Origin of the sequence: Azospirillum sp. CT11-132, from assembly GCF_047302835.1 — a bacterium.
Taxonomy (GTDB): domain Bacteria; phylum Pseudomonadota; class Alphaproteobacteria; order Azospirillales; family Azospirillaceae; genus Azospirillum.
The window spans coordinates 352,152-372,500 of record NZ_JBGLZA010000006.1; the positions used below are offsets into that span (position 1 = coordinate 352,152).

Annotated in this window: 20 protein-coding genes (1 of these 20 cut by a window edge); 8 read left to right on the top strand and 12 right to left on the bottom strand. The window is 68.2% G+C overall.

All coding sequences use genetic code 11. The annotated features are described in order from the left end of the window. The first annotated feature begins 74 nt into the window (after positions 1-74). From ACCD06_RS25460 to ACCD06_RS25470, 3 genes are all read left to right on the top strand, one after another. Positions 75-1,268: a GGDEF domain-containing protein gene (locus tag ACCD06_RS25460; protein ID WP_413344413.1), complete on the top strand. Its 1,194-nt coding sequence runs from the start codon at positions 75-77 to the stop codon at positions 1,266-1,268. A gap of 194 nt (positions 1,269-1,462) precedes the next feature. Next, positions 1,463-2,629, top strand: coding sequence for a rod shape-determining protein RodA (rodA, locus tag ACCD06_RS25465; RefSeq protein ID WP_109156147.1), 1,167 nt, complete (start codon positions 1,463-1,465; stop codon positions 2,627-2,629). Between the two features lie 192 nt (positions 2,630-2,821). After that, positions 2,822-3,592: a family 16 glycosylhydrolase gene (locus tag ACCD06_RS25470; RefSeq protein ID WP_413344415.1), complete on the top strand. Its 771-nt coding sequence runs from the start codon at positions 2,822-2,824 to the stop codon at positions 3,590-3,592. Positions 3,593-3,604: 12 nt separating this feature from the next. On the opposite strand, the gene ACCD06_RS25475 is transcribed toward ACCD06_RS25470, so the two are convergent. The 4 genes from ACCD06_RS25475 to ACCD06_RS25490 form a co-directional block, all read right to left on the bottom strand. Then, the gene (locus tag ACCD06_RS25475; RefSeq protein WP_109156149.1) at positions 3,605-4,333 is read right to left on the bottom strand and encodes an ABC transporter ATP-binding protein; all 729 of its coding nucleotides are present in this window, start codon (positions 4,331-4,333) and stop codon (positions 3,605-3,607) included. Position 4,334: 1 nt separating this feature from the next. Then, positions 4,335-5,339: a branched-chain amino acid ABC transporter permease gene (locus ACCD06_RS25480; protein WP_136703864.1), complete on the bottom strand. Its 1,005-nt coding sequence runs from the start codon at positions 5,337-5,339 to the stop codon at positions 4,335-4,337. Beyond that, on the bottom strand, positions 5,336-6,205 hold the full coding sequence (locus tag ACCD06_RS25485; RefSeq protein WP_109156151.1) for a branched-chain amino acid ABC transporter permease: 870 nt from the start codon (positions 6,203-6,205) through the stop codon (positions 5,336-5,338). Before ACCD06_RS25485 ends, ACCD06_RS25480 begins: the two co-directional genes overlap by 4 nt. A gap of 101 nt (positions 6,206-6,306) precedes the next feature. Beyond that, positions 6,307-7,308 carry a L,D-transpeptidase gene (locus ACCD06_RS25490; RefSeq protein ID WP_413344418.1) on the bottom strand — a complete coding sequence of 334 codons (1,002 nt, stop codon included), beginning with the start codon at positions 7,306-7,308 and terminating at the stop codon, positions 6,307-6,309. A 244-nt stretch (positions 7,309-7,552) separates the two neighbouring features. Here ACCD06_RS25490 and ACCD06_RS25495 point away from each other — a divergent pair, with 244 nt between their 5' ends. After that, on the top strand, positions 7,553-9,349 hold the full coding sequence (locus ACCD06_RS25495; protein ID WP_413344420.1) for a tetratricopeptide repeat protein: 1,797 nt from the start codon (positions 7,553-7,555) through the stop codon (positions 9,347-9,349). A gap of 148 nt (positions 9,350-9,497) precedes the next feature. On the opposite strand, the gene ACCD06_RS25500 is transcribed toward ACCD06_RS25495, so the two are convergent. From ACCD06_RS25500 to ACCD06_RS25525, 6 genes are all read right to left on the bottom strand, one after another. Then, positions 9,498-9,956, bottom strand: coding sequence for a cache domain-containing protein (locus ACCD06_RS25500; RefSeq protein WP_109156154.1), 459 nt, complete (start codon positions 9,954-9,956; stop codon positions 9,498-9,500). Positions 9,957-10,012: 56 nt separating this feature from the next. After that, positions 10,013-10,441, bottom strand: coding sequence for a cytochrome c-550 PedF (gene pedF / locus ACCD06_RS25505; protein ID WP_109156155.1), 429 nt, complete (start codon positions 10,439-10,441; stop codon positions 10,013-10,015). A 204-nt stretch (positions 10,442-10,645) separates the two neighbouring features. Next, entirely contained in the window at positions 10,646-12,412 is a 1,767-nt protein-coding gene (locus tag ACCD06_RS25510) for a methanol/ethanol family PQQ-dependent dehydrogenase (RefSeq protein WP_413344422.1), read from the bottom strand. Positions 12,413-12,663: 251 nt separating this feature from the next. Beyond that, on the bottom strand, positions 12,664-13,629 hold the full coding sequence (locus ACCD06_RS25515; protein WP_413344424.1) for a quinoprotein relay system zinc metallohydrolase 1: 966 nt from the start codon (positions 13,627-13,629) through the stop codon (positions 12,664-12,666). After that, complete coding sequence (locus ACCD06_RS25520; protein WP_413344426.1) at positions 13,626-14,507, bottom strand: quinoprotein dehydrogenase-associated SoxYZ-like carrier; 882 nt, start codon at positions 14,505-14,507, stop codon at positions 13,626-13,628. The genes ACCD06_RS25515 and ACCD06_RS25520 overlap by 4 nt, the downstream gene beginning before the upstream one ends. Positions 14,508-14,545: 38 nt before the next feature. Then, the gene (locus ACCD06_RS25525; RefSeq protein WP_413344428.1) at positions 14,546-15,424 is read right to left on the bottom strand and encodes a transporter substrate-binding domain-containing protein; all 879 of its coding nucleotides are present in this window, start codon (positions 15,422-15,424) and stop codon (positions 14,546-14,548) included. Positions 15,425-15,623: 199 nt separating this feature from the next. Here ACCD06_RS25525 and ACCD06_RS25530 point away from each other — a divergent pair, with 199 nt between their 5' ends. From ACCD06_RS25530 to ACCD06_RS25545, 4 genes are read left to right on the top strand one after another with little or no spacing between them, the layout of a single operon-like run. Further along, positions 15,624-16,844 (top strand): ABC transporter substrate-binding protein, encoded by a 1,221-nt coding sequence (locus tag ACCD06_RS25530; protein ID WP_413344432.1) that lies wholly within the window; start codon positions 15,624-15,626, stop codon positions 16,842-16,844. After that, positions 16,841-17,818 (top strand): YVTN family beta-propeller repeat protein, encoded by a 978-nt coding sequence (locus ACCD06_RS25535; protein ID WP_413344434.1) that lies wholly within the window; start codon positions 16,841-16,843, stop codon positions 17,816-17,818. Before ACCD06_RS25530 ends, ACCD06_RS25535 begins: the two co-directional genes overlap by 4 nt. A 33-nt stretch (positions 17,819-17,851) precedes the next feature. Further along, the gene (locus ACCD06_RS25540; protein WP_413344436.1) at positions 17,852-18,616 is read left to right on the top strand and encodes an ABC transporter ATP-binding protein; all 765 of its coding nucleotides are present in this window, start codon (positions 17,852-17,854) and stop codon (positions 18,614-18,616) included. Further along, positions 18,613-19,431: an ABC transporter permease gene (locus ACCD06_RS25545; protein ID WP_109156162.1), complete on the top strand. Its 819-nt coding sequence runs from the start codon at positions 18,613-18,615 to the stop codon at positions 19,429-19,431. Before ACCD06_RS25540 ends, ACCD06_RS25545 begins: the two co-directional genes overlap by 4 nt. 4 nt (positions 19,432-19,435) lie before the next feature. On the opposite strand, the gene ACCD06_RS25550 is transcribed toward ACCD06_RS25545, so the two are convergent. Together ACCD06_RS25550 and ada are read right to left on the bottom strand one after the other, a co-directional pair. After that, positions 19,436-20,134 carry a 2OG-Fe(II) oxygenase gene (locus ACCD06_RS25550; RefSeq protein ID WP_413344438.1) on the bottom strand — a complete coding sequence of 233 codons (699 nt, stop codon included), beginning with the start codon at positions 20,132-20,134 and terminating at the stop codon, positions 19,436-19,438. After that, positions 20,131-20,349: the final stretch of a bifunctional DNA-binding transcriptional regulator/O6-methylguanine-DNA methyltransferase Ada gene (gene ada, locus ACCD06_RS25555; protein ID WP_413344440.1), read on the bottom strand. The gene runs 870 nt beyond the window's last position; only the last 219 of its 1,089 coding nucleotides appear in the window; its start codon lies beyond the right edge, outside the window; it ends in the stop codon at positions 20,131-20,133. Before ada ends, ACCD06_RS25550 begins: the two co-directional genes overlap by 4 nt.

A 20,349-nucleotide genomic window follows, 5' to 3' on the forward strand; every position in this document is an offset into this window, starting at 1 on the left:
CGGCTTGTCACCGGCAAAGGCTTCGTATAGCGTGCCCAGACATACCGGCGTAACGGTGCGTAACGGGCTTGCCGATGGATTTCGAGACCACCTTCATCGCGCAGGTCATCACTGTCATAGGCTTTGCGGTCGGGCTGTCCATCGTTGTGGCCTCCGGCCGCTACCCCCGTCACATCCGCGGATCCCTGCGGGCCTATTCTTACGGAAAATTCCTGCTGGGCTCCGCCTTCCTCATCGCCGGGTTTCGCGGGGGCCAGGCGCCGGAACTTCTGATTCCGCTCGCCAACGGAATTGGGCTCGCCGGATTGTCGATGAACTACACCAGTGTACGCCATCTTCAGAACCGACCGGTCTGGCCCTTCGTGCCGGCGGCGGTGGGGGCGGCAGTGGGCCTGTCCTGCCTCCTGTTGCTGTTCGCCGGCGGCGGCATCGCCTGGGTGCGCGCCCTGGTCAGCTTCGCGACGTCGGCAGTGCTGCTGGTGATCGCCTTCGAGGTGCTGGTCCGTTACCAGGGGCGCGGCATCCCCCACTACGTCACCGGACTGCTGTGCGCCTCCCTCGCCGTCGTCTATCTGGTCCGCATGTCCGCCGGTATGGCGCAGGAAGACGCCCCGACCACCTATATGCTGGATGACCGCGTCGAACGGGCGACCTTCCTGCTGTCGCTGCTGGGGACCGTCATCGGGGCGATCAATTACGTCCTGATGGCCAGCGACGAGTTCAACCGCGAGCTGGCCAAGCTCGCCCACACCGACGGGCTGACCGGCGCCCTGAACCGCCGCCGCCTGTTCGAAATGGGCGAGGTCGAATTCCGTCGGGCCCGCCGATATGGGCGCGAGCTGACCGTGCTGGTGCTCGACATCGACCGATTCAAATCGATCAACGACCACGCCGGCCATCCCTTCGGCGACCGGGTGATCCGGGCGGTGGCCGACTGCTGCACCGGGCAGATCCGGCACGAGGATGCCCTGGGCAGGATCGGCGGGGAGGAATTCGCCATCCTGCTGCCCGAAACCGGGGCGGAGGCCGGCCGGATGCTGGCCGAACGGCTGCGCGGCGCCATCGAACGGCAGCTGGCCCAGCTCGGCGCGGAAGCCGGGGTGACGGTGACCTGCAGCATCGGCGGCGTCAGCCTGACCAGGGAGCACAGCGAGTTTTCCGATCTGATGGCCCAATCGGACACCGCCCTCTACGACGCCAAGCACGCCGGGCGCAATCAGGTCCGCTTCTTCCCCGAAGCGGCCCATCCGGTGCCCCTGCCCGCCTGATATCCGCCTGCGATCCGGCAAGCGGAGCCGGTTAGAAAAAGCGGCCGGCGCACGGCCGCCTTTACCCGCGGGACCGCTTGCCGCATTATCCGCGCCGGTCCCCCTCCGGACGGTTTGCCCCGTCCGATCTTTCGGGGTCCGAGCCGCCGGGCCCGATCCGGCTCCGTCCCTTCCGGCAACATCGGCGTAAGGTCGTGGTTCTTTCCAATCTCGGCTCCGGCGGCCTGGAGCCGCAGCGGTCGCAGCTGACGCTCGGCACGAAATTCAGGCTCATCAACTGGGGGCTGGTCCTGCTGGTCTGCACGATCACCGGGGTCGGCGTCGGGCTGCTCTATTCCGCCGCCGGCGGCCATTGGAAGCCCTGGGCCCAGCCGCAGCTGGTGCGCGCCATTCCCGGCCTGGTCCTGATGCTGGGCATCGCGCTGATCGACATCCGCCACCTGATGAAATCGGCCTACGTCATCTTCTTCGTCGTTCTCTGCCTGCTGATCGCGGTGGAGCTGATGGGCCGCATCGGCATGGGCGCCCAGCGCTGGATCGACCTCGGCTTCTTCCAGCTGCAGCCGTCGGAGCTGATGAAGCCGGCGCTGACGCTGGCGCTCGCCCGCTATTTCCATGGGGTGACGCTGGACCAGATCGGCCGGCCGCTTCTGCTGATCCCGCCCCTGCTGCTCGTCTTCACGCCGGTTGCCTTCGTGCTGATGCAGCCGAACCTCGGCACCTCGCTTCTGCTCATCATGGGCAGCGGCGCCATCTTCTTCGCCGCCGGTGTCCGGGTGTGGAAGTTCCTGCTGGTGATCGGCGGCGGCCTCAGCGCCATCCCCATAGCCTGGGAGTTCCTGCACGATTACCAGAAGCAGCGCGTCTACACCTTCCTCGATCCGGAGACCGATCCGCTCGGCGCCGGCTACAACATCCTGCAGTCGAAGATCGCGCTGGGATCCGGCGGGCTGTTCGGCAAGGGCTTCATGTCCGGCTCGCAAAGCCAGCTGATGTTCCTGCCGGAAAAGCACACCGACTTCATCTTCGTCGTCCTGGCGGAGGAGTTCGGCATGGTCGGGGCCGCCACGCTGCTGGCGCTCTACGTCCTGCTGTTCATTTATGGCTGGGTCATCGCGCTGAACAGCCGCAGCCAGTTCGGCCGGCTGGTCGCGGTCGGCATGACCGCGCAGTTCTTCCTCTACGTCTTCGTCAACGTGGCGATGGTGATGGGGCTGATCCCGGTCGTCGGCATCCCGCTGCCGCTGGTGTCCTACGGTGGCTCGGCGATGATGACGCTGATGATCGGCGTCGGCCTGCTGCTGAGCATGTCGGTCCACCGCGACGTGCGCATCCCCAAAAGCGGCGTCACCGACGTCTGACGGTCCGATGTTCATCCCCTGAGGTACGCCGGCTGGCGGGAGGGCGCACCCCGCCCGCGCGGTTGCCCCCCTGCCCCGCGCTTGCGATATCGGGGTGCAGGCCGACCGAAATTTCGGGTTGGCCCGGCAGCAGCGGGAGGAACGGCCATGCGGAGAATTGCCACGGGACACGGCGGGCGGAGGAGTGGGCGGGTGACGGCCCTGATCGGCGCCGGCCTCACGGCCTTGCTGGCCAGCTCTCTTTTCTCCGGCGGTGGGCCGGCGCTGGCGGACTCGCTGTTCAGCCACATCGGCGGCAGTTTCAGCGAAACATCAGGGTCCTTCGATCCCTCGCGCTGGCAGCGGTCGGACGGCTGGAAGGCGGGCGGGCATATGAACTGCACCTGGAGCCGCGCCAACGTCACCGCCAGCAAGGGTCACCTCGCCCTGACGGTGGACGACCGCATCACCGGCTACGACCGCTATTCCTGCGGTGAATATTCGACGCACCGCTTCTACGGCTATGGCACCTACACGGTGGCGTTGAAGGCGGTGAAAGCCGACGGGGTGATGACCTCGGTCTCCCACTATACCGGCCCGCCCTTCGGCGATCCCTGGGACGAGATCACGCTGGGCATCGCCGGCAAGGACACCACAAAGCTGGAGATCAGCTACGTCGTCAACGGCGTCGGGCACCGCAATGCGGTGGTCGATCTGGGGTTCGACGCCGCCAAGGGTTTCCACAGCTACGGCTTCGACTGGAAGCCCGACGGCATCGTCTGGACCGTCGACGGCAAGCCGGTTCATCAGGTCTCCGGCCGGCCGGAGCAACTGCCGCGCATGCCGGGCCGGCTGATGCTGCGTTTCTGGAGCGCGTCCGGCGACACCCAGTGGCTGCGCCGCTTCACCTATCCCGGCCATCCCCTGACCGCCGAGGTCGCCTCCGTCACCTACCGCGAGGATCCGGCGAACCTCAGCAACTGAGCGGGGGCCGGATCAGTCCAGGGCTTCGGCGCCCAGGTAGGATTCGACGACGCGGGGGTCGGCGACGACCTCCGCCGGGACGCCGTCGGCGATCTTCTCGCCATGGTCCAGCACCACCACGCGGTCGGACAGCGCCATCACCGCGCGCATGACATGCTCGATCATCAGGATGGTCAGCCCCTCGCGCCGGTTCAGGTCGCGCAGGACCTCGACCATCCGGTCGACCTCGGTGGGACGCAGTCCCGCCAGCACCTCGTCCAGCAGAAGCAGGGTCGGACGGGTGGCCAGCGCGCGGGCGACCTCCAGCCGCTTGCGGTCGGGCAGCGTCAGGCTGCGGGCCGGGCGGTTGGCCTGATCGGCCAGTTCCAGCCGCTCCAGCACCGCGCGGGCCTGGATGCGCGCCGTCTCCACCGACTTCTCGCGGGCCAGCGCGCCCACCACGACATTCTCCTCCACCGTCAGCTGGCCGAACGGCTTGACGATCTGGAAGGTGCGGCCGATCCCGGCGGCGCAGACCTGATTGGGCTTCAGCCCGGTCAGATTGCGGCCCTTCAGCGTCACCCGCCCCTCGTCGGGCGGGAAGACGCCGGCGATCAGATTGAAGGTGGTGGTCTTGCCGGCGCCGTTCGGGCCGATGAGGGCGAGGATGCGCTCCTCCGGCACGGTGAAGCTGACCTCCGACACCGCCTTCAACCCGCGGAAGCGCTTCGACAGTCCCTCGACCTCGAGCAAAGCGGTCATCTCAGGCGCCCTCCCCCGGCTGGCGGACAAGGCGCAGGCGGCGGGCCAGCCAGGGCCAGACGCCCTCCGGCCGGAACACCACGATCGCCACCAGCGCCGCGCCATAGAACAATTGCTTCAGGCCGGGCAAATCCAGCCCGCCGGCCTCGATCAGGAAGGTCAGCGCCTCGCCCAGCGGGGTCAGGATGAAGGCGCCCAGGATCGGGCCGACCAGCGTGCCGATGCCGCCGACGATGGCCGGCAGGATGATCTCGATGGAGCGGCCCATGGAGAAGACCTGCTCCGGGAACAGGTTGTTAAAATAGAAGGCCTGGAACACCCCGCCCAGCGCCGTCAGGGCGGACGACACGGCCACCGCGGTCATGCGGGCGCGGAACAGATCGACGCCCGACGCCTCTGCCGCGTCCGGTTCCTCGCGCACCGCCAGCCACTGGTAGCCCAGGCGGCTGTGCAGCAGCACCCGCGACAGCAGCAGCGCTCCCACCACCAGCGCCAGCGCGACGTAATAGAACAGCACAGGCGAGCCGCGCAGGTTCAGCGGATCGCTCGCCCCCGCCTCCACCGGAAGGAAGAAGCCGCCGGACCCGCCGACCCAGGTGATGTGGTCGAAGCCGATGCGCGCCACCTCGGCGAAGGCGATGGTCAGCAGGGCGAAATGCACGCCTTTCACCCCGAACCGGAAGCCCAGGAAGCCGATGATGCAGCCGGCCACCACCGCCACCAGCATCGCCAGAACCATGCCGGCCCACGGTCCGATGCCGAAATGAACGAACAGCGCGGCGCTGACATAGGCGCCCAGGCCGACATACAGCGCGTGGCCGAGCGACAGCAGGCCGGAAAAGCCCATCATCACGTTCCAGGCCTGCCCGACATAGGCGAACCACAGCACGGTGGTCAGCACCGACACCAGATAGCGGTCGGCGACGAAGGGCGCCACCGCCAGACCCAGCGCCGCCAGCACCAGCAGCACCATCCCTCGTCCGGTCACTCCTGAAAGCCCATTCATGACCGTTTCCCCAACAACCCTTGCGGGCGCAGCAGCAGCACCACGATCAGCACCCCGTAGCTGAACAGGGATTTCAGGGACGGCGTCAGCAGGAAGCCGGCCAGCGCCTCCGACATGCCGATCAGCACGCCGCCCAGCAGCGCGCCGGGCAGGCTGCCCAGCCCGCCGACGATGACGATGATGAAGCTGAGCAGCGTGTATTCCGGCGCCAGCTGCGGCCGGGCATCGACCAGCAGGGTCATCAGCGCGCCGGCCACCCCGACCACCGCAGCGCCGATGCCGAAGGTCAGTGCATAGAGCCCGTCGATGTTCAGCCCGACCACGCGGGCGCCCAGCGGATTGTCGGCGCAGGCACGGATCGCCTTGCCGGTCCGGCTGAAGCGGAAGAAGGCGAACAGCGCCGCCGCCACCACGATGGCCGCCGCCCCGGCGCGCAGCCGCACGGCGTCCAGCAGCATCGGCCCGATCTCCACCGTGTCGAAGCTGTAGGGCACCTGGACATTGCGGGCGTCGGGGCCGAACAGCATCAGCATGGCGTTGACCAGGATGGTGGCGACACCCAGCAGCAGGATGAACTGCATGTGCTCCGGCCGCTCGACGAACTTGTTCACCAGCCCGCGCTGCAGAAGCCAGCCGCAGACGAACAGCAGCGCCGCCATGATGGGCGCGGACAGCAGCGGGTCCAGCCCGAGCCAGCCGCCCAGCAGCACGGCGCCGTACATGCCCGCCACCATCATCTCGCCATGGGCGAAGTTGACGACGCGCACCACGCCGAAGATGACCGACAGGCCGAGCGCCGCCAGCCCATAAACCAGGCCGGTCAGCAGGCCGGAGGCCGCGATGTTCAAATAATAGTCGATCGGCATGGGCGGCGGATTGTCCGAACGGTTAGGTCCTGCGGGTTAGCAGTCCGCAGGCATGCAGGCAAGCCAGAATGACCGCGGACGGTGCTATTCGGCCTTTCCGGCTATGGCTCTCCGGCCAGCCGCATCCCGCGCCGCAGGCCGGCGATCCGTTCCGCCACATCGGTCAGCCGGCGCCCGAGAGCCGTGGTCAGGCAGGATTGCGCCGCCGCGGCCACCGCCGGGTCGCCCTCGGTCCCGGCGCGGACCCAGCACAATGCGGCAATCCGCTCGTGGAAGCGGCGCTCGTCCTGGATCAGGTCGTAGGACGCCGCGGCGCGGGCCGCAGGATCGGCGATGCCGGCCAGGAACCGCTCCTGCGCCCCACGGACGCGGCCGTCGAGCAGGGCGAGTGCGGGGACGTCGCAGATCATCCGCCGCAACGGCGCCGTCACCGTGGCACAGCGCGGATCGGCAACCGGCACGGGTGGAGGCTCCGCCACCGGCGCAGCGGGCATAGAGGAAGCGGGCATGCTGAAAGCGGCCACGGCGGCCACCGGCTGCGGGCGCACTGCGGCCGGCGGGGCCGTCTTGACCGCGGCCGGCAGCGTCCTCGCCGGCAAGGGCGTAGGCGGGGGCGCCGGCCGTTCCGGCACGCTCCCGCCCAGCGGGTCCCGCACCACCCGCACCGGCGTGCCGACCTCGGTCGCCGCGAAGACCGTTTCGATGTCCGCGGGCAGCATGCGGAAACAGCCGCCGCTGGCCCGTCTGCCCACCGAGTCCGGCTCGTTGGTGCCGTGGATGGCGATGGCCGGCCACCCGAGGTCGAGCGCAAACTTGCCCAGCGGGTTGTTCGGCCCCGGCGGCACCGCCCGCGGCAGGGACGGCCTGTCGCGCCGCTGGTGCGCGGTCGGCCGCCATGTCGGGTTGCGGCGCTTGCGCTGGATGGTGCTGTCGCCGACGGGGATCGGCACGCCGGGACGGCCGATGGCGACCGGGAAGCTGCGGACATTGCCGTCGGAACCGGTCAGGTACAGCCGGCGGTCGGCAAGGCTGATCGCGATCGACGGCCCGCCGGAGGCCTCCCCGACCGTACCCTCCATCGGCGGGGACGCAGCGGCTCCCATGGCGGCCCCCATGGCGCCCGATATGGCGCCCGCAATGGCGAGCAGGCCCCAGAAAAGACACCGTGCCAGGATGCCCGCAATGGCTGTTGTCGGTCGGGGGATGACGCCGCGGTTGCAGCCTCCCCGAATGGTCGTAGGTCTACGCATGCGGAAAGTTGATCGCGTGTCCCCTAAAACAGAGTAAACAGCATGGGACGACGGTCTCCGGGGGATGGGGGCCGCCCCGACAGCAAGGACGTGCATCATGGACCAGATCGAGCAGACGTTGGCCGTCGCGACGGAACACCACCGCGCCGGCCGCACCGCGGAGGCCGAGCGGCTGTACCGCGATGTGCTGGACGCTTCGCCCGGCCATCCGGACGCCCTCCATCTGCTTGGGGTCATCGCCCTGCAATCCGGCCGGGCGGAGGAGGCGGTCGACCGAATCGCCCAGGCGGTGGCCGGCGACGACAGCTCTCCCCTCTTTCACGCCAATCTGGGCCACGCCCTGCACGCCTCCGGCCGACAGCGCGAGGCGGCGCTCAGCTTCGCCCGCGCCCTGAGCCTGCTGACCAACGAAGGCGAGGGCTGGGGCAATGTCGGCGCGCTTGCGAATCTGATCCGCCGCTATGACGACGACATCCGCGACGCCGCCGCGGCGGAGGTCGATGCCCGCTATACGATGGGCGACGTGATGCGGCGCCAGTCCCTGCTGTTCCTGCTGAGCGGTGACATCGCCTATTACCGCAATCTGGTGAACACGGCGCTGGAAGACCCCCTGCGCTTCTCCGTGCCCTCCATGCATTACGCCTATTGGGGAATCGCCCTGCGTCTGTTCCAGGGCGATGCCCGCAAGGGCGACGTCGGCGCCTTCACCAATGGCGAGTTCCGCCGTTTCTACCGGCTGCTGGTGGAGGAGACCGCGCGCCGCTACGACCTGGACGCCCGCCTGCGCCGGACGTCTCCGCGCACGGCGGTCAAGCGGGTGGCGCTGATCACCAACCAGATGCTGGGCGAGGGCCACCAACCCACGGCCGATGCCTTCGATTATGCCCGCCGGCTGCAGGACGACCATGGCTGCGAGGTGCTGATCGTCAACCCCAACGCCATGGCGGTGGAGGGGGAGAACGGCTTCGTCCCCGAATACAGCTACAACGTCACCGAGGATTATGACGGCGAGCAGACCATCTCCGCCCAGGGCGCGAACGTCCGCATGCTGTCCTTCCCGCAGCCGCGCTTCGACGAGGAGAAGCTGACCGCCATCGTCGACGCGGTGGATCGGTTCGACCCCGACGTGATCGTCGCCTTCGGCGGGTCCAACACCGTGGCCGACCTGTTCGCCGGCAGCCGCCCGGTGGTCTTCCTGCCGACCTCCAGCGGCCTGTCGCCCTCGCTCGCCACCATTCTGCTGGGCTATGCGCCGGAGGACGATGCCGCCGGCTGGCCGGAGGAGGCACGGGCACGCTTCCGTCCCTTCTCCTTCGGCTGGACGCTGCCCGCCGCCGGCCCCGAACGCAGCCGCGCAGAGTTCGGCCTGCCCGCTGACGGGCCGCTTTACGTCGTGGTCGGCAACCGCCTGGACCAGGAGGTCGGGCCGGAGTTCCTGGAGACGCTCGACCGCCTTCTCGACCGCGTGCCGGATGGGCAGGTCGCCTTCGCCGGCGCGGTGTCGGAGTTGCCCGGCCGGATCGCCGCCGCCCGCAACGCGGCGCGGATGCATGCGCTGGGTCATGTCGAAGGCATTCGCGGGCTGTACGGCGTGGCGACCGCCTACCTCAACCCGCCGCGCCAGGGCGGCGGCGGCAGTGCCGCATTCGCGTTGGCGGACGGCCTGCCGGTGGTGACCTACGCCCGGGGCGACGTCGCCGGCGTCGTCGGACCGGCCATGACCGTCGCCGACGAGACGGCCTTCCTGGAGCGCGCCGTGGCGCTTGGGCAGGACTCCGCCGCACGGTCGCAGGCGGCGGAGGCTGCGCGGACGCGCTTTGCCGAAACGGCTGACCGCGCGCGGTCGGTGGAAAAGCTGCTGGACTACGCGCGCGAGGCGCAGGGGCTTTTCTAAGGCGACGCCCCGCCGGCGTCCCGAAACAGTTCCGCCCGGCTCTCCCACGAAGCACTGTTTCGTGGGAGAGCCGGGCGGCCAAGTTTCAGAAGAACAGGTCTCAGGGCATCGACCGGGGACGGCGCGTCAGGCGGCTACTGACGCGCGCTCACTGGTCATAGGTCCCCGCCCCGACGATGTAACCGCCGTCGCGGGTGATGTAGGAATGCTTGTGCTCGACCTTGTTGGTCTGGCGGTTCAGCCAGACATAGTCGATGACGGCGTTCGGCTTTTCCTTGGTTTCCGAGATCATCGCCTGGACGATGGGCTTGCCTTCGGCGTCCTTCAGATTGGCGGCGTCGGTCCCGGCCAGCTTCGGGTTGGCGCCGGAGGCCACGTAACGGCCGTCGGTGTCGAAGACGAAGACATACAGCTCACCACGGCGGAAGCTGCCCTTGGGGTCCTGGAAGGCCTTGGTCGCCTCATCCGGCCCTTTGGCCTTCAGGTAGGCGACGGCGTCGGCGACCAGCGACTTCGCCTGTTCCGGCGTGGCGTGATCGGCCGCGAAGACGGGAGCGGCCAGCAGGGCGGCCGCGACGGCGACCAGGGATGCGGTTCTGCGAATCATGGATGACCACCTTGGATGTGAAGCGTGGAAGAGAAGAGCCAATGATCCGGCAGGGGTCATTCCTCGTGCACGGTTTCCAGCCAGGAACGGATCGACCACAGAGCCTCCTGGCCCAGCGCCTCGCCGAACTTCGGCATATAGGTCACGCCGTTGCGGATCGAGCCGTTGGTGACGCGCTCCTTGAACCACTCGTCCCCGGCGTCGCCCTTTTCCAGATAGCGCAGGTCGGGAGCGATGCCGCCGGACACCGCACCCAGCCCGTGGCAGCGTGCGCAGTTCTGGTTGAAGGCCGACGAGCCGATCTCGATGGCGCGCTCGTTGCCGCGGTAGGGATTGCTGTCCCGCCAGGTCTCGCCCAGCTTCTCCAGACCCGTGGTGTCGACCGGCTGGGGAACGACATCGCCATGGGCATAGACCAGACCGGGGAGAGCGACGGCGCCGATCAGACCAACGGCGGCGGCAAGCCGAATAATCCGTGCATTCATGAGAAAGACGTTCCCTCTGTTTCTAGCCGTCCTGCGGCTTTTGCTTCGCATGAGCAGACGTTATCAGCAGTGGGACGCGCGAATAATTGGACTATGGTAGGACATCGGTGAAAAGATAACGAAATCATCTAAATAGGGGCAGGCACGGGAATGGGCGGGCCGGATCGCTCCGGCCCGCCCCATCCCGCTTGGCCGCTCTTGCGGTCAGGCCTTCGGCAGCTTGAAGACCCAGAGCGAACCGCCCTGGTTGATGTCCTTCACCAGCTTGGCGACGTCGCCGCCCCACAGCGGCACCGCACCGCCCCAGCCGGAGACCACGGCGACATACTGCTCGCCGTCCATCTTCCAGGTGACCGGGCTGCCGACCACGCCGGAGCCGGTCTGGAACTTCCAGACTTCCTTGCCGGACTTGGCGTCGAAGGCCTTCAGATAGCCTTCCGGCGTGCCGGTGAAGACGAGATTGCCGGCAGTGGTCAGGACGCCGCCCCACAGCGGGGCCGGGTTCTTGTATTCCCAGACGATCTTGCCGGTCTTCGGATCGACGGCGCGCAGCGCGCCGATGTAATCGTCATACAGCGGCTTGATGGTGAAGCCGGCGCCGAGATAGGCGGCACCCTTCTTGTAGGTGATCGGCTCGTTCCAGATGTCCATGCCCCACTCGTTGGCCGGGACATAGAACAGCTCGGTCTGCGGGTTGTAGGCCATCGGCATCCAGTTCTTGGCACCCAGGAAGGCGGGAGCCGCGAAGACCGATTTGCCCTTGGCGTCGTGCGCATCGCCGGTGGCCGGGGCGCCGGGCCGGTTGTCGTCGTTGTAGATCGGACGGCCGGTCTCGATGTCGATGCCCTTGGCCCAGGTGATCTTGGTGACGAAGGGCGAGGCGTTGATCAGCTTACCGTTGGTGCGGTCGATGACGTAGAAGAAGCCGTTGCGGTCGGCCTTGCCGCCGGCCTTGATGACCTTGCCGTCCTTCTTCAGGTCGAAGGACACGAACTCGTTCACGCCGTCGAAGTCCCAGCCGTCATGCGGCGTGGTCTGGTAGTGCCACTTGATCTCGCCATTGTCCGGATTGATGGCCAGCGTGGATGAGGTATAGAGGTTGTCGCCTGGGCGCAGGTGCGAGTTCCAGGGCGCCGGGTTGCCGGTGCCGAAGAACAGCGTCTTGGTCTCCGGATCGTAGGTGCCGCCCAGCCAGGTGGCGCCGCCGCCGGTCTTGTACATGTCGCCCGGCCAGCTGGCATTGGTCTTGCCGGTGACGGTCGACTCCTTGCCGTTCAGCGTGCCCATGTTGCCTTCGATGGTCGGGCGCTGCCAGACCAGCTCGCCCGTTTCGGCATCGCGGGCCTCGACCATGCCGATGACGCCGAACTCGCCACCGGAATTGCCGGTGATGATCTTGCCGTCGATGATCAGCGGGGCGGCGGTGTTGGAATAGCCTTCCTTGTAGTCCTGCAGCTTCTTGTTCCACACGACCTTGCCGGTCTCGCGGTTCAGCGCGACGAGGCGGGCGTCCAGCGTGGCGAAATAGATCTTGTCCTTGTAGATCGCCGCGCCGCGGTTCACGACGTCGCAGCAGGGCATGATGCCGTCGGGCAGGCGGTGGTTGTATTCCCACTTCTTGTGGCCGGTGCGGGCATCGACCGCATAGAGGCGGGAGTAGGAACCGGTGACGTAGATGGTGCCGTCATAAATGATGGGCTGGGCTTCCTGCCCGCGCTGCTTCTCGCCGCCGAAGGAGAAGGACCAGACCGGGACCAGCTTCTTCACGGTGTCGGCGTTGAGGTCGGTCAGCGGGCTGAAGCGCTGGGCCTGGGGCCCCATGCCATAGGTCAGGACCGCTTCGGTGTTGGTGGCGCTCTTCAGCAGATCGTCGCTGGACGGGCCGGCCGGGGCGTCGGCGGCCAGGACGCCGGTGGCGCTGAACGCGGTCAGCGAGGCTGCCAGGGCGAGACTTGTAACCAGGCGCTTCATATGCGGTTGCCTCCCAAAACTGATGATGACGGCACCGCCCGGGGCATGACCCGTCCGTTGCCGCCGGACGGGCGGGTCCGGCGGGCGATAGCGGGATCGGGGCGGCTTTTTAAGCTTTTGGCGGCCGAAGGGACCGCGTCGCTTTACGATATCGGCAGTGTAGACGGATGATCGGTTGGGTAAATTGTCGGATAGTAGCAGGCGTAAACGTCAGCCGGCCGCGCTTCACCCCCGCACTTCACCCCCGCACTTCAATTGACCCGCGGCAGAGCAGCCTGTTCGATCTTCGGCCAGAGATGGGCGACGGAGCGGCGATACTCTTCGCGCAGCACGTCCAGCACTTCGAATCGCTCAGGTATCGGCAATTCCAACGCTTCCGCCATGTCGAGTCCGGAATCCACCGCATGGCGCAGCGTGCCGTCCAGCCAGGTCAGCCAGTCGCGCGTCTGGGCGACGCAGGCCTTGTCGGACCGGATGTGCCCGTGGTTGGGCACCAGCAGCCGGATGTCCAGGCCATCGACCGCGTCCAGTTCCTTCAGCCAGTCGGCGATTGTGGCGTGCGGGGTCGTCGGGGTGCGGTCGCAGAAGACCACGCCGCCGGTGAACAGCACGCCCGTCGACTCGTCCAGGATCATCAGGTCGGCGGCTGTGTGGCCGTTCAATGGGATCAGCCGCAGGCGGTGGTCGCCGAACTTCACGGTCGAGCCATAGACCGGCTCGGTCGGCACCGTCACCTCGGTGCCGCGCATCCAGTCGCCGACCAGCCGGTACATGTTGTCGGCGATGCCGCTCCCCTCCTCCTGGATGCCGGCGATGGTGCCGGGCAGGGCCGCGATGGGAACGTCGGCGAAGGCCTGGGAGCCCAGCCAGTAATCGGGATGCAGGTTGCTGATGAAGACCTTGCGGATCGGCTTTTCCGTGACCTTGCGGATGGCCGCGCGCATCTCCTCGCCGTAGCGGCGCGACGGGCCGGTCTGGATGACGATCACCCCGTCGGCGGTGACGATGAAGCCGGCATTCAGGATGTTGCCGCCGTTGGCGCGGGTGAAATGCTTGGTCGAGCCTTCGAACACATAGGTGTCGGGGGCGATGCGCGTCGGCTTCAGATCATAGGTCAGCGGCCCGGCGGCCCGCGCCGTTCCTGTCGCCGCACCGACCATCAGGGCGGCGGCAACGGCGGTGGTCAGCGCCAGCCGGCGCAGAAGCGGCATGCTCATTGCCCGACACTCCAGGGCTGATTGTCGGGCTTCAAGGACATCGCCGGCCTCATCGCCGGCAGGGCGCCGGGCGGCGGCATCGGAATCGTCGCGCGGATTTCGCCGCCCTGGTTGTCCCGGCCGCGCAGCACCAGCGCCGTGGCGTCCGGCGGCGGACGGACGTCCAGCGAATACACCGGATTCTCCGACACCGGCTCCAGACTGTCGATCTTCGCCAGTTCCGCCGACCCGCCGGGGGTCTGCGCCTCGACCTGCAGGGTTTCGATGAAATAGGCGGGGATGCCGTCGACGAGGCCGGTGTCGTTGGGATGGCGGATGCGCAGCCGCAGCCGCGCCACCCCATCGGTGTCCGCCGGCCACAGCCGGACCTGCACCTCGCCGACATGGTCGGCCCAATCCTTCTGGGCATAGGAGGCCGGCGGCGCGCTGCAGCCGCCACCCGCCGCATCCACCATCACGCCGGAGACATGCCACACCCCGTCGGCGGTCCGCGCGGCACCACGCACCGCGGTGGCCTGCTGGATCTTGATGCGGGTGGCGATGTAGGGCGCGGCGGTGCCGGGATGGTAGCGCAGCACCAGCGGAAAGGGATTGAGGTCGGCGATCGCCACCATCTCCACCACCTGGCTCAACGCCGTGGCGTCGACCGAGACCGGCACCGCGCGCGTGTCCTCCGCTGCAGCCGGCGCGCTGACCCTGACCGCATTGTCGAACACCACCGGCGAACCGGCGAAATACTGGTCGCGCAACGCCTCCCACATCACCGAGTTCAGCGGATCAGGAGTTAGGGGGTCGGACGGAGAGCTTGCGGCGAACGCCGTGCCCGCGACGACGATCATCGCGCCGGCCAATCCTGCTTGGTAAAGGGCGTGTCCCATCCATCTCCTCCCGACCGGCCGAGTTCTTTCCCTCCCGCTCACTCCACCAGCGGCGGCGGCATGTGGGTGACGCCATAGGCGGCGAAGATCCGGCCCATGGTCCCATCCTCGGTCAGCGCCGTCACCGCGTCGCCGATGCTGTAGGCGAGGTCGCGGGAGTTCTCCTTGGTCGCCATGCCGATGTTCCAGTTGGAGGTCATCATGCCCGGCAGGGTCACGGTGGTGACCGGGAACTGCTCGGCCCGCGCACCCAGCGCCGCCTGCACCTGGCTCAGCGGCGCCAGCACCGCCGCAGCCTCGCCGGAGGTCAGCTTCTCGATGGCGGCCTCGGGCGTCGGGCAATGGATGACGCGGCTGCGCAGCCGGCCGCCCTGCAAGCCCAGCAGGAAGAAGTCGGGAACGCTGTCGATCTCCACCGCGATCGGCTCGTCCGGCAGGGTCGCCAGCACGGCGGAGCGCACCCGCTGCGGGTCGCGGGCGAGCGCGAATACCTCGTGATGATAGGGGCCGAACAGCACGGCTTCCGGATTCATCAGCCCGAATTGCTTGTCATAGGGGATGTGCATCATGATGTCGGCCAGCTCCCCGCCGAACAGGCTGCCGCGCCAGACCGCCACCCGCAGATCGTCCGACACCGTCTCGCCGGGGATCTGCTCGTAGATGTCAGCCTTGACGCCCAGCTTCTCCGCGATCGCCTTGGCCAGATCGACATCGATGCCCACCAGCTTGCCATCGCGCTGGAAGGAGAAGGGCGGGAAGTCGCGATAGACCGCCACACGCAGCCGGCCGCGCTCCATCACCTCGTCCAGCGGCCGGGCGGCGGCACTCCGCGGAACGCCGAGTGCGGACGCGATTCCGACAGACACGCAGCTTGCGGCCAGTCCGGACAGGAATCGGCGGCGGGTCACATACGCCATGGCAAGTCCCGGCAGTGGTGGTTTCATCATGGAACGGGCAGCCAGGATACCCATCGCTCCGTCACGCCAATAATTGGACTTTCGTACAAGACGGGGTCCCGCCCCTGCCGTTGCCTGTCCATCCTTCCATAGTCGCATTCCGCCGTACGGGTTCGCCCGATAGGCTGCACACCAAACAGTTAGCGTTCCGACGGATATGATGACCAAGTCCCGCCTTTCCGGCCTTCTCCGCAGCGCATCGCTGGCCGCCCTCGCCGTCGTCCTGCTCGCCGGGACGCCGGGCGCCGGTGCCACAGCCCAGACTGTCGGCGAGATCCGCATCGGCCTGCTGTCGCAGACGCCGGAACCGCCACCCTCCGTCTCCAACCCCGACGAGCCGGCGGCCGACGACGGGCTTGCCGGCGCGAATCTCGCCATCGCCGACAACAACACGACCGGCAAGTTCCTCAAGCAGACCTTCCTGCTCGACAGCGTGGAGGTGCCGCCGGACGGCGATGCCGCCGCGGCCCTGCGCGAGCTGGCCGGCCGCGGCGACCGCTTCGTCATCGTCGACGCCCCCGGCGCCACGGTGGAAGCCCTGTCGAAGCTGCCGGAGGCCCGCAACCTGCTGCTGCTGAACGCCAATGCGCCCGACGACGCCCTGCGCGGCAGCGCCTGCGCCGCGAACCTCGTCCATGTGGCTCCCAGCCGGGCGATGCTGGCCGACGCTCTCGGCCAATATCTGGTGAAGAAGCGCTGGCCGCGCTGGTTCCTGGTCACCGGCCGCCGGCCGGAGGACAAGCTGTACGCCGACGCGATCCGCCGCACCGCCAAGCGCTTCGGCGCCCAGATCGTGGCGGAGAAGGAATGGACCGCCGAAAGCGACGTCAACCGCACCGCCGAATCCGAAATCCCGGTCTTCACCCAGACCAAGGCCTACGACGTGCTGGTCGTCGCCGACGAGGTCGGGGAGTTCGGCGACTATCTGTCCTACCGCACCGCCGATCCGCGCCCGGTCGCTGGCACCCAGGGGCTGGTCCCCACCGTCTGGCACCGCACCCACGAACAATGGGGGGCGGCACAGCTGCAATCCCGCTTCAAGGCGGCTGCCAAGCGCCCGATGACCGCGCGCGACCACAATGACTGGACCGCCGTCCGCGTGGTGGGCGAGGCCGCCGCCCGTACCCGCTCGGCCGATCCCGACCGCCTGATCGCCTTCATCCAGTCGCCCGACTTCACCATGTCGGCCTTCCGCGGCGCACCGCTCAGCCTGCGGCCCTGGGATGGGCAGTTGCGCCAGCCGGTGCTGCTGGCGGCCGACCGCTCCGTGGTGTCGGTGTCGCCGCAGGAGGGTTTCCTGCACCCGCGCACCGAACTGGACAGCCTGGGCTACGACCAACCGGAAACGCTTTGCAAGTCGCGAGGAAAGACCACGCCATGACCGCCGCCCGCTTCACCGGCATATCCTTAGCCGCCCTGGTCGCTGCCACCTTGGCGACCGCCGCCTCGGCCCAGATCATCTATGTGTCGAACGAGAAGGACAACACCCTCTCGGTGATCGACGGCAAGACGATGGCGGTCACCGACACGATCAAGGTCGGCAAGCGCCCGCGCGGCATCACCCTGTCGAAGGACGGCACCCAGCTGTTCATCTGCGCCAGCGACGACCACGCGGTGCAGGTCCTCGACCTCGCCAGCAAGAAGATCGTCAACAACCTGCCCTCCGGCGAGGACCCCGAACAGTTCGCCCTCAGCCCTGACGGCAAGAGCCTGATCATCGCCAACGAGGACAGCAACATCGTCACCGTGGTCGACGTGCCGACACGCAAGGTCGCCTTCCAGGTCGATGTCGGGGTGGAGCCGGAGGGGATGGACGTCAGCCCCGACGGCCGCTGGGGCGTCAACACCTCCGAGACGACCAGCATGGTCCACTGGATCGACATGGAAAAGCGCGAGGTGGTCGACAACACGCTGGTCGGCCCCCGCCCGCGCTACGCCCAGTTCACCAAGGACGGGTCGCAGCTGTGGGTTTCGTCGGAGATCGGCGGCACCGTCAGCGTCATCGACACCGGCACCCGCAAGGTCACGAAGGTCGTCGATTTCCACATCAAGGGCGTCGCCAAGGACCGCATCCAGCCGGTGGGCGTCAAGCTGACCGACGACGGCCGCTATGCCTTCGTGGCGCTCGGGCCCGCCAACCATGTCGCGGTGGTGGACGCCAAGACCTTCGAGGTGAAGGATTACCTGCTGGTCGGCCGCCGCGTCTGGCAGCTGGCGCTGACGCCGGACCAGAAGACGCTCTACACCACCAATGGGGTCAGCGGCGACGTGTCGGTGATCGATGTCGACGGCCTGAAGGTGACGAAGACGGTCAAGGTCGGCCGCTATCCCTGGGGCGTGGCGGTCAAGGGTTGACCCTGAAGGGCTGAGGCAGAGAGGAACGGTGGAATGACGGTGCCGGCACTGGAGGTCGAAGGACTGCGCCACAGCTATGGCGGAAACCGCCTCGCGCTGGAGGATGTCGGCTTCCGCGTGATGCCCGGCGCCTTCACCTGCCTGCTCGGCCCCAACGGCGCAGGCAAGAGCACGCTGTTCGCACTCGCCACCGGCCTGCTGCGGCCGACCGCCGGACGGGTGCGCATCCACGGCCACGACATCGCGCAGGCACCGGGCGACGCACTGGCCCATCTGGGTGTGGTGTTCCAGCAGCCGACCCTCGACCTCGACCTGACGGTGGTGCAGAATCTCCGCTATTTCGCGGCCCTGCACGGCATCGGCCGGCGCGAGGCCGACCGCCGGATCGAAGCGGAACTCACGCGCCTGTCCCTGTTCGAACGGCGGACGGAAAAGGTCCGCGCGCTGAACGGCGGCCATCGGCGGCGGGTGGAGATCGCCCGTGCCCTGCTGCACCGCCCCACCCTGCTGCTGCTGGACGAGCCGACCGTCGGACTGGACATCCCCGCCCGCCGCACCCTGATCCGTCACATCCACGCCCTGTGCGCGGAGGATGGCATCGCCGTGCTGTGGGCCACCCACCTGATCGACGAGATCGACCCCGCCACCGACCATGTGGTGGTCCTGCATCGCGGCCGGGTTCGCGCCAACGGGCCGGTCGCCGCGGTGAATGAAGAGACCGGCTGCGCCACCGTGGCGGAGAGTTTCGACCGCCTGACCGCCGCCCGGCCCACCGCCGAGGTGGAGGCCGCAGCATGACCGGCCGGGGGTTCGGAGGATGGTGGATCGCCTTCCGGGGCATCGTCGCGCGCGAGGTGCTGCGCTTCGTGCATCAACGCGAGCGCTTCCTCGGCGCGCTGGTCCGGCCGCTGGTGTGGCTGTTCGTCTTCGCGGCGGGGTTTCGCGCCGCGCTCGGCATCGCCATCATCCCGCCTTACGAGACCTACATCCCCTACGAGGTCTACATCGTGCCGGGGCTGATCGGCATGATCCAGCTGTTCAACGGCATGCAGGGCTCGCTGTCGATGGTCTATGACCGCGAGATGGGCAGCATGCGCATCCTGCTGACCAGCCCGCTGCCCCGCGCCTTCCTTCTGCTGGCCCGGCTGCTGGGCGGGGTGGTGGTGTCGGTTCTCCAGGTGGCAGCCTTCCTGCTGATCGTCCGGCTCTACGGCATCGACCTGCCGGTCTGGGCACCGCTGACCGTGCTGCCGGCCCTGCTGCTGAACGGGCTGATGCTGGGGGCGCTCGGCATGGTGCTGGCCTCCACCATCCGCCAGCTGGAGAATTTCGCCGGGGTGATGAACTTCGTGGTCTTCCCCCTCTTCTTCCTGTCCTCCGCCCTCTATCCGCTCTACCGCATGGAGGAGGCCGGCCCGCTGCTGTGGTGGCTGTGCAGCCTCAATCCCTTCACCCATGGGGTGGAGCTGATCCGCTTCGCGCTCTACGGCCGCATCGACGGGCTGGCGCTGGCGGTCGTCACCGGCGCCACCCTGCTGTTCGCGGCGCTGGCGGTGCGCGGCTACTCGCCTGCGCGCGGCATGGGATCGCGAGCGCCGTCGGCGGCGGGGTGATGCGTCACGCCGCGTCGTGGAAGATGATGCCCAACGTATGGCGCGCGCCCGACCGCACCGGGCTGACGCCATGGCGGTGCCGAACGCGGTAAGTGCCGCGCGTGCCCTGCACCGGGCGCTGGTCCACCGCGAAGATCACCGCCTCCCCCAGGCCCAGCGGCACGACGGTGGCGCGCGACTGCATGCGCGGACGCTGCTCGGTCAGGACGAATTCGCCGCCGGTGAACTCCGATCCCGGGGCCGACAGCAGGATGGCGACCTGCAACGGGAATACCGTCTCGCCATACAGATCCTGATGCAGACAGTTGTAGTCGCCGGGACCGTATTTCAGCAGCAGCGGCGTGGGCCGGGTCTGTCCGGCCGCGTGGCAGCGCTCCAGGAACTCCGCATGGTCAGCCGGATAGCGGGTGTCGAGCCCCATCGCGACCGCCCAGCTGTTGGCGATAGGCGCCAACCGGTGGTAGAGCGGCCCGCGCAGCGCAGCAATCGGCTCGGGCAGCGGGTGGGTGAAGTATTTGTATTCCCCTTTGCCGAAGCCGTGCCGCTCCATCACCACCCGGCTGCGGAACGGGGTGTCCTGCTCATAGAGCCCCGCCAACGTCCTGCAGGTCTCGCCATCCAGCAGCGGCCCCACGACCGCATGGCCGACCGACTCCAGCTCCGCTTCGATGCGCGTCCAGTCCAGCGTCTCCAGCCTCCTCACTGCGTCGCCTCCTTGCGCTCGCGGTCCAGCAGGTCGCGTTTGCGCTCCACACCCCAGCGATAGCCGGACAAGCCGCCATCGGACCGCACCACCCGATGGCAGGGAATCGCCACGGCAATCGGGTTGGCACCGCAAGCCCGCGCCACCGCCCGCACCGCCGCCGGCTCGCCAATGGCGTCGGCGACCTCGGCATAGCTGGCGGTCCGACCGGCCGG

Excerpts from the sequence above, each read along its gene's own strand:
- ACCD06_RS25545 (WP_109156162.1), top strand. The coding sequence starts at position 18,613 with ATGACCGGCCGGGGGTTCGGAGGATGGTGGATCGCCTTCCGGGGCATC.
- ACCD06_RS25540 (WP_413344436.1), top strand. The coding sequence starts at position 17,852 with ATGACGGTGCCGGCACTGGAGGTCGAAGGACTGCGCCACAGCTATGGC.
- ACCD06_RS25495 (WP_413344420.1), top strand. The coding sequence starts at position 7,553 with ATGGACCAGATCGAGCAGACGTTGGCCGTCGCGACGGAACACCACCGC.
- ACCD06_RS25530 (WP_413344432.1), top strand. The coding sequence starts at position 15,624 with ATGACCAAGTCCCGCCTTTCCGGCCTTCTCCGCAGCGCATCGCTGGCC.
- ACCD06_RS25510 (WP_413344422.1), bottom strand. The coding sequence starts at position 12,412 with ATGAAGCGCCTGGTTACAAGTCTCGCCCTGGCAGCCTCGCTGACCGCG.
- ACCD06_RS25515 (WP_413344424.1), bottom strand. The coding sequence starts at position 13,629 with ATGAGCATGCCGCTTCTGCGCCGGCTGGCGCTGACCACCGCCGTTGCC.
- ACCD06_RS25500 (WP_109156154.1), bottom strand. The coding sequence starts at position 9,956 with ATGATTCGCAGAACCGCATCCCTGGTCGCCGTCGCGGCCGCCCTGCTG.
- ACCD06_RS25535 (WP_413344434.1), top strand. The coding sequence starts at position 16,841 with ATGACCGCCGCCCGCTTCACCGGCATATCCTTAGCCGCCCTGGTCGCT.
- ACCD06_RS25480 (WP_136703864.1), bottom strand. The coding sequence starts at position 5,339 with ATGAATGGGCTTTCAGGAGTGACCGGACGAGGGATGGTGCTGCTGGTG.
- ACCD06_RS25475 (WP_109156149.1), bottom strand. The coding sequence starts at position 4,333 with ATGACCGCTTTGCTCGAGGTCGAGGGACTGTCGAAGCGCTTCCGCGGG.
- ACCD06_RS25490 (WP_413344418.1), bottom strand. The coding sequence starts at position 7,308 with ATGGGAGCCGCTGCGTCCCCGCCGATGGAGGGTACGGTCGGGGAGGCC.
- ACCD06_RS25525 (WP_413344428.1), bottom strand. The coding sequence starts at position 15,424 with ATGGCGTATGTGACCCGCCGCCGATTCCTGTCCGGACTGGCCGCAAGC.
- pedF (WP_109156155.1), bottom strand. The coding sequence starts at position 10,441 with ATGAATGCACGGATTATTCGGCTTGCCGCCGCCGTTGGTCTGATCGGC.
- ACCD06_RS25460 (WP_413344413.1), top strand. The coding sequence starts at position 75 with ATGGATTTCGAGACCACCTTCATCGCGCAGGTCATCACTGTCATAGGC.
- ACCD06_RS25485 (WP_109156151.1), bottom strand. The coding sequence starts at position 6,205 with ATGCCGATCGACTATTATTTGAACATCGCGGCCTCCGGCCTGCTGACC.
- ACCD06_RS25520 (WP_413344426.1), bottom strand. The coding sequence starts at position 14,507 with ATGGGACACGCCCTTTACCAAGCAGGATTGGCCGGCGCGATGATCGTC.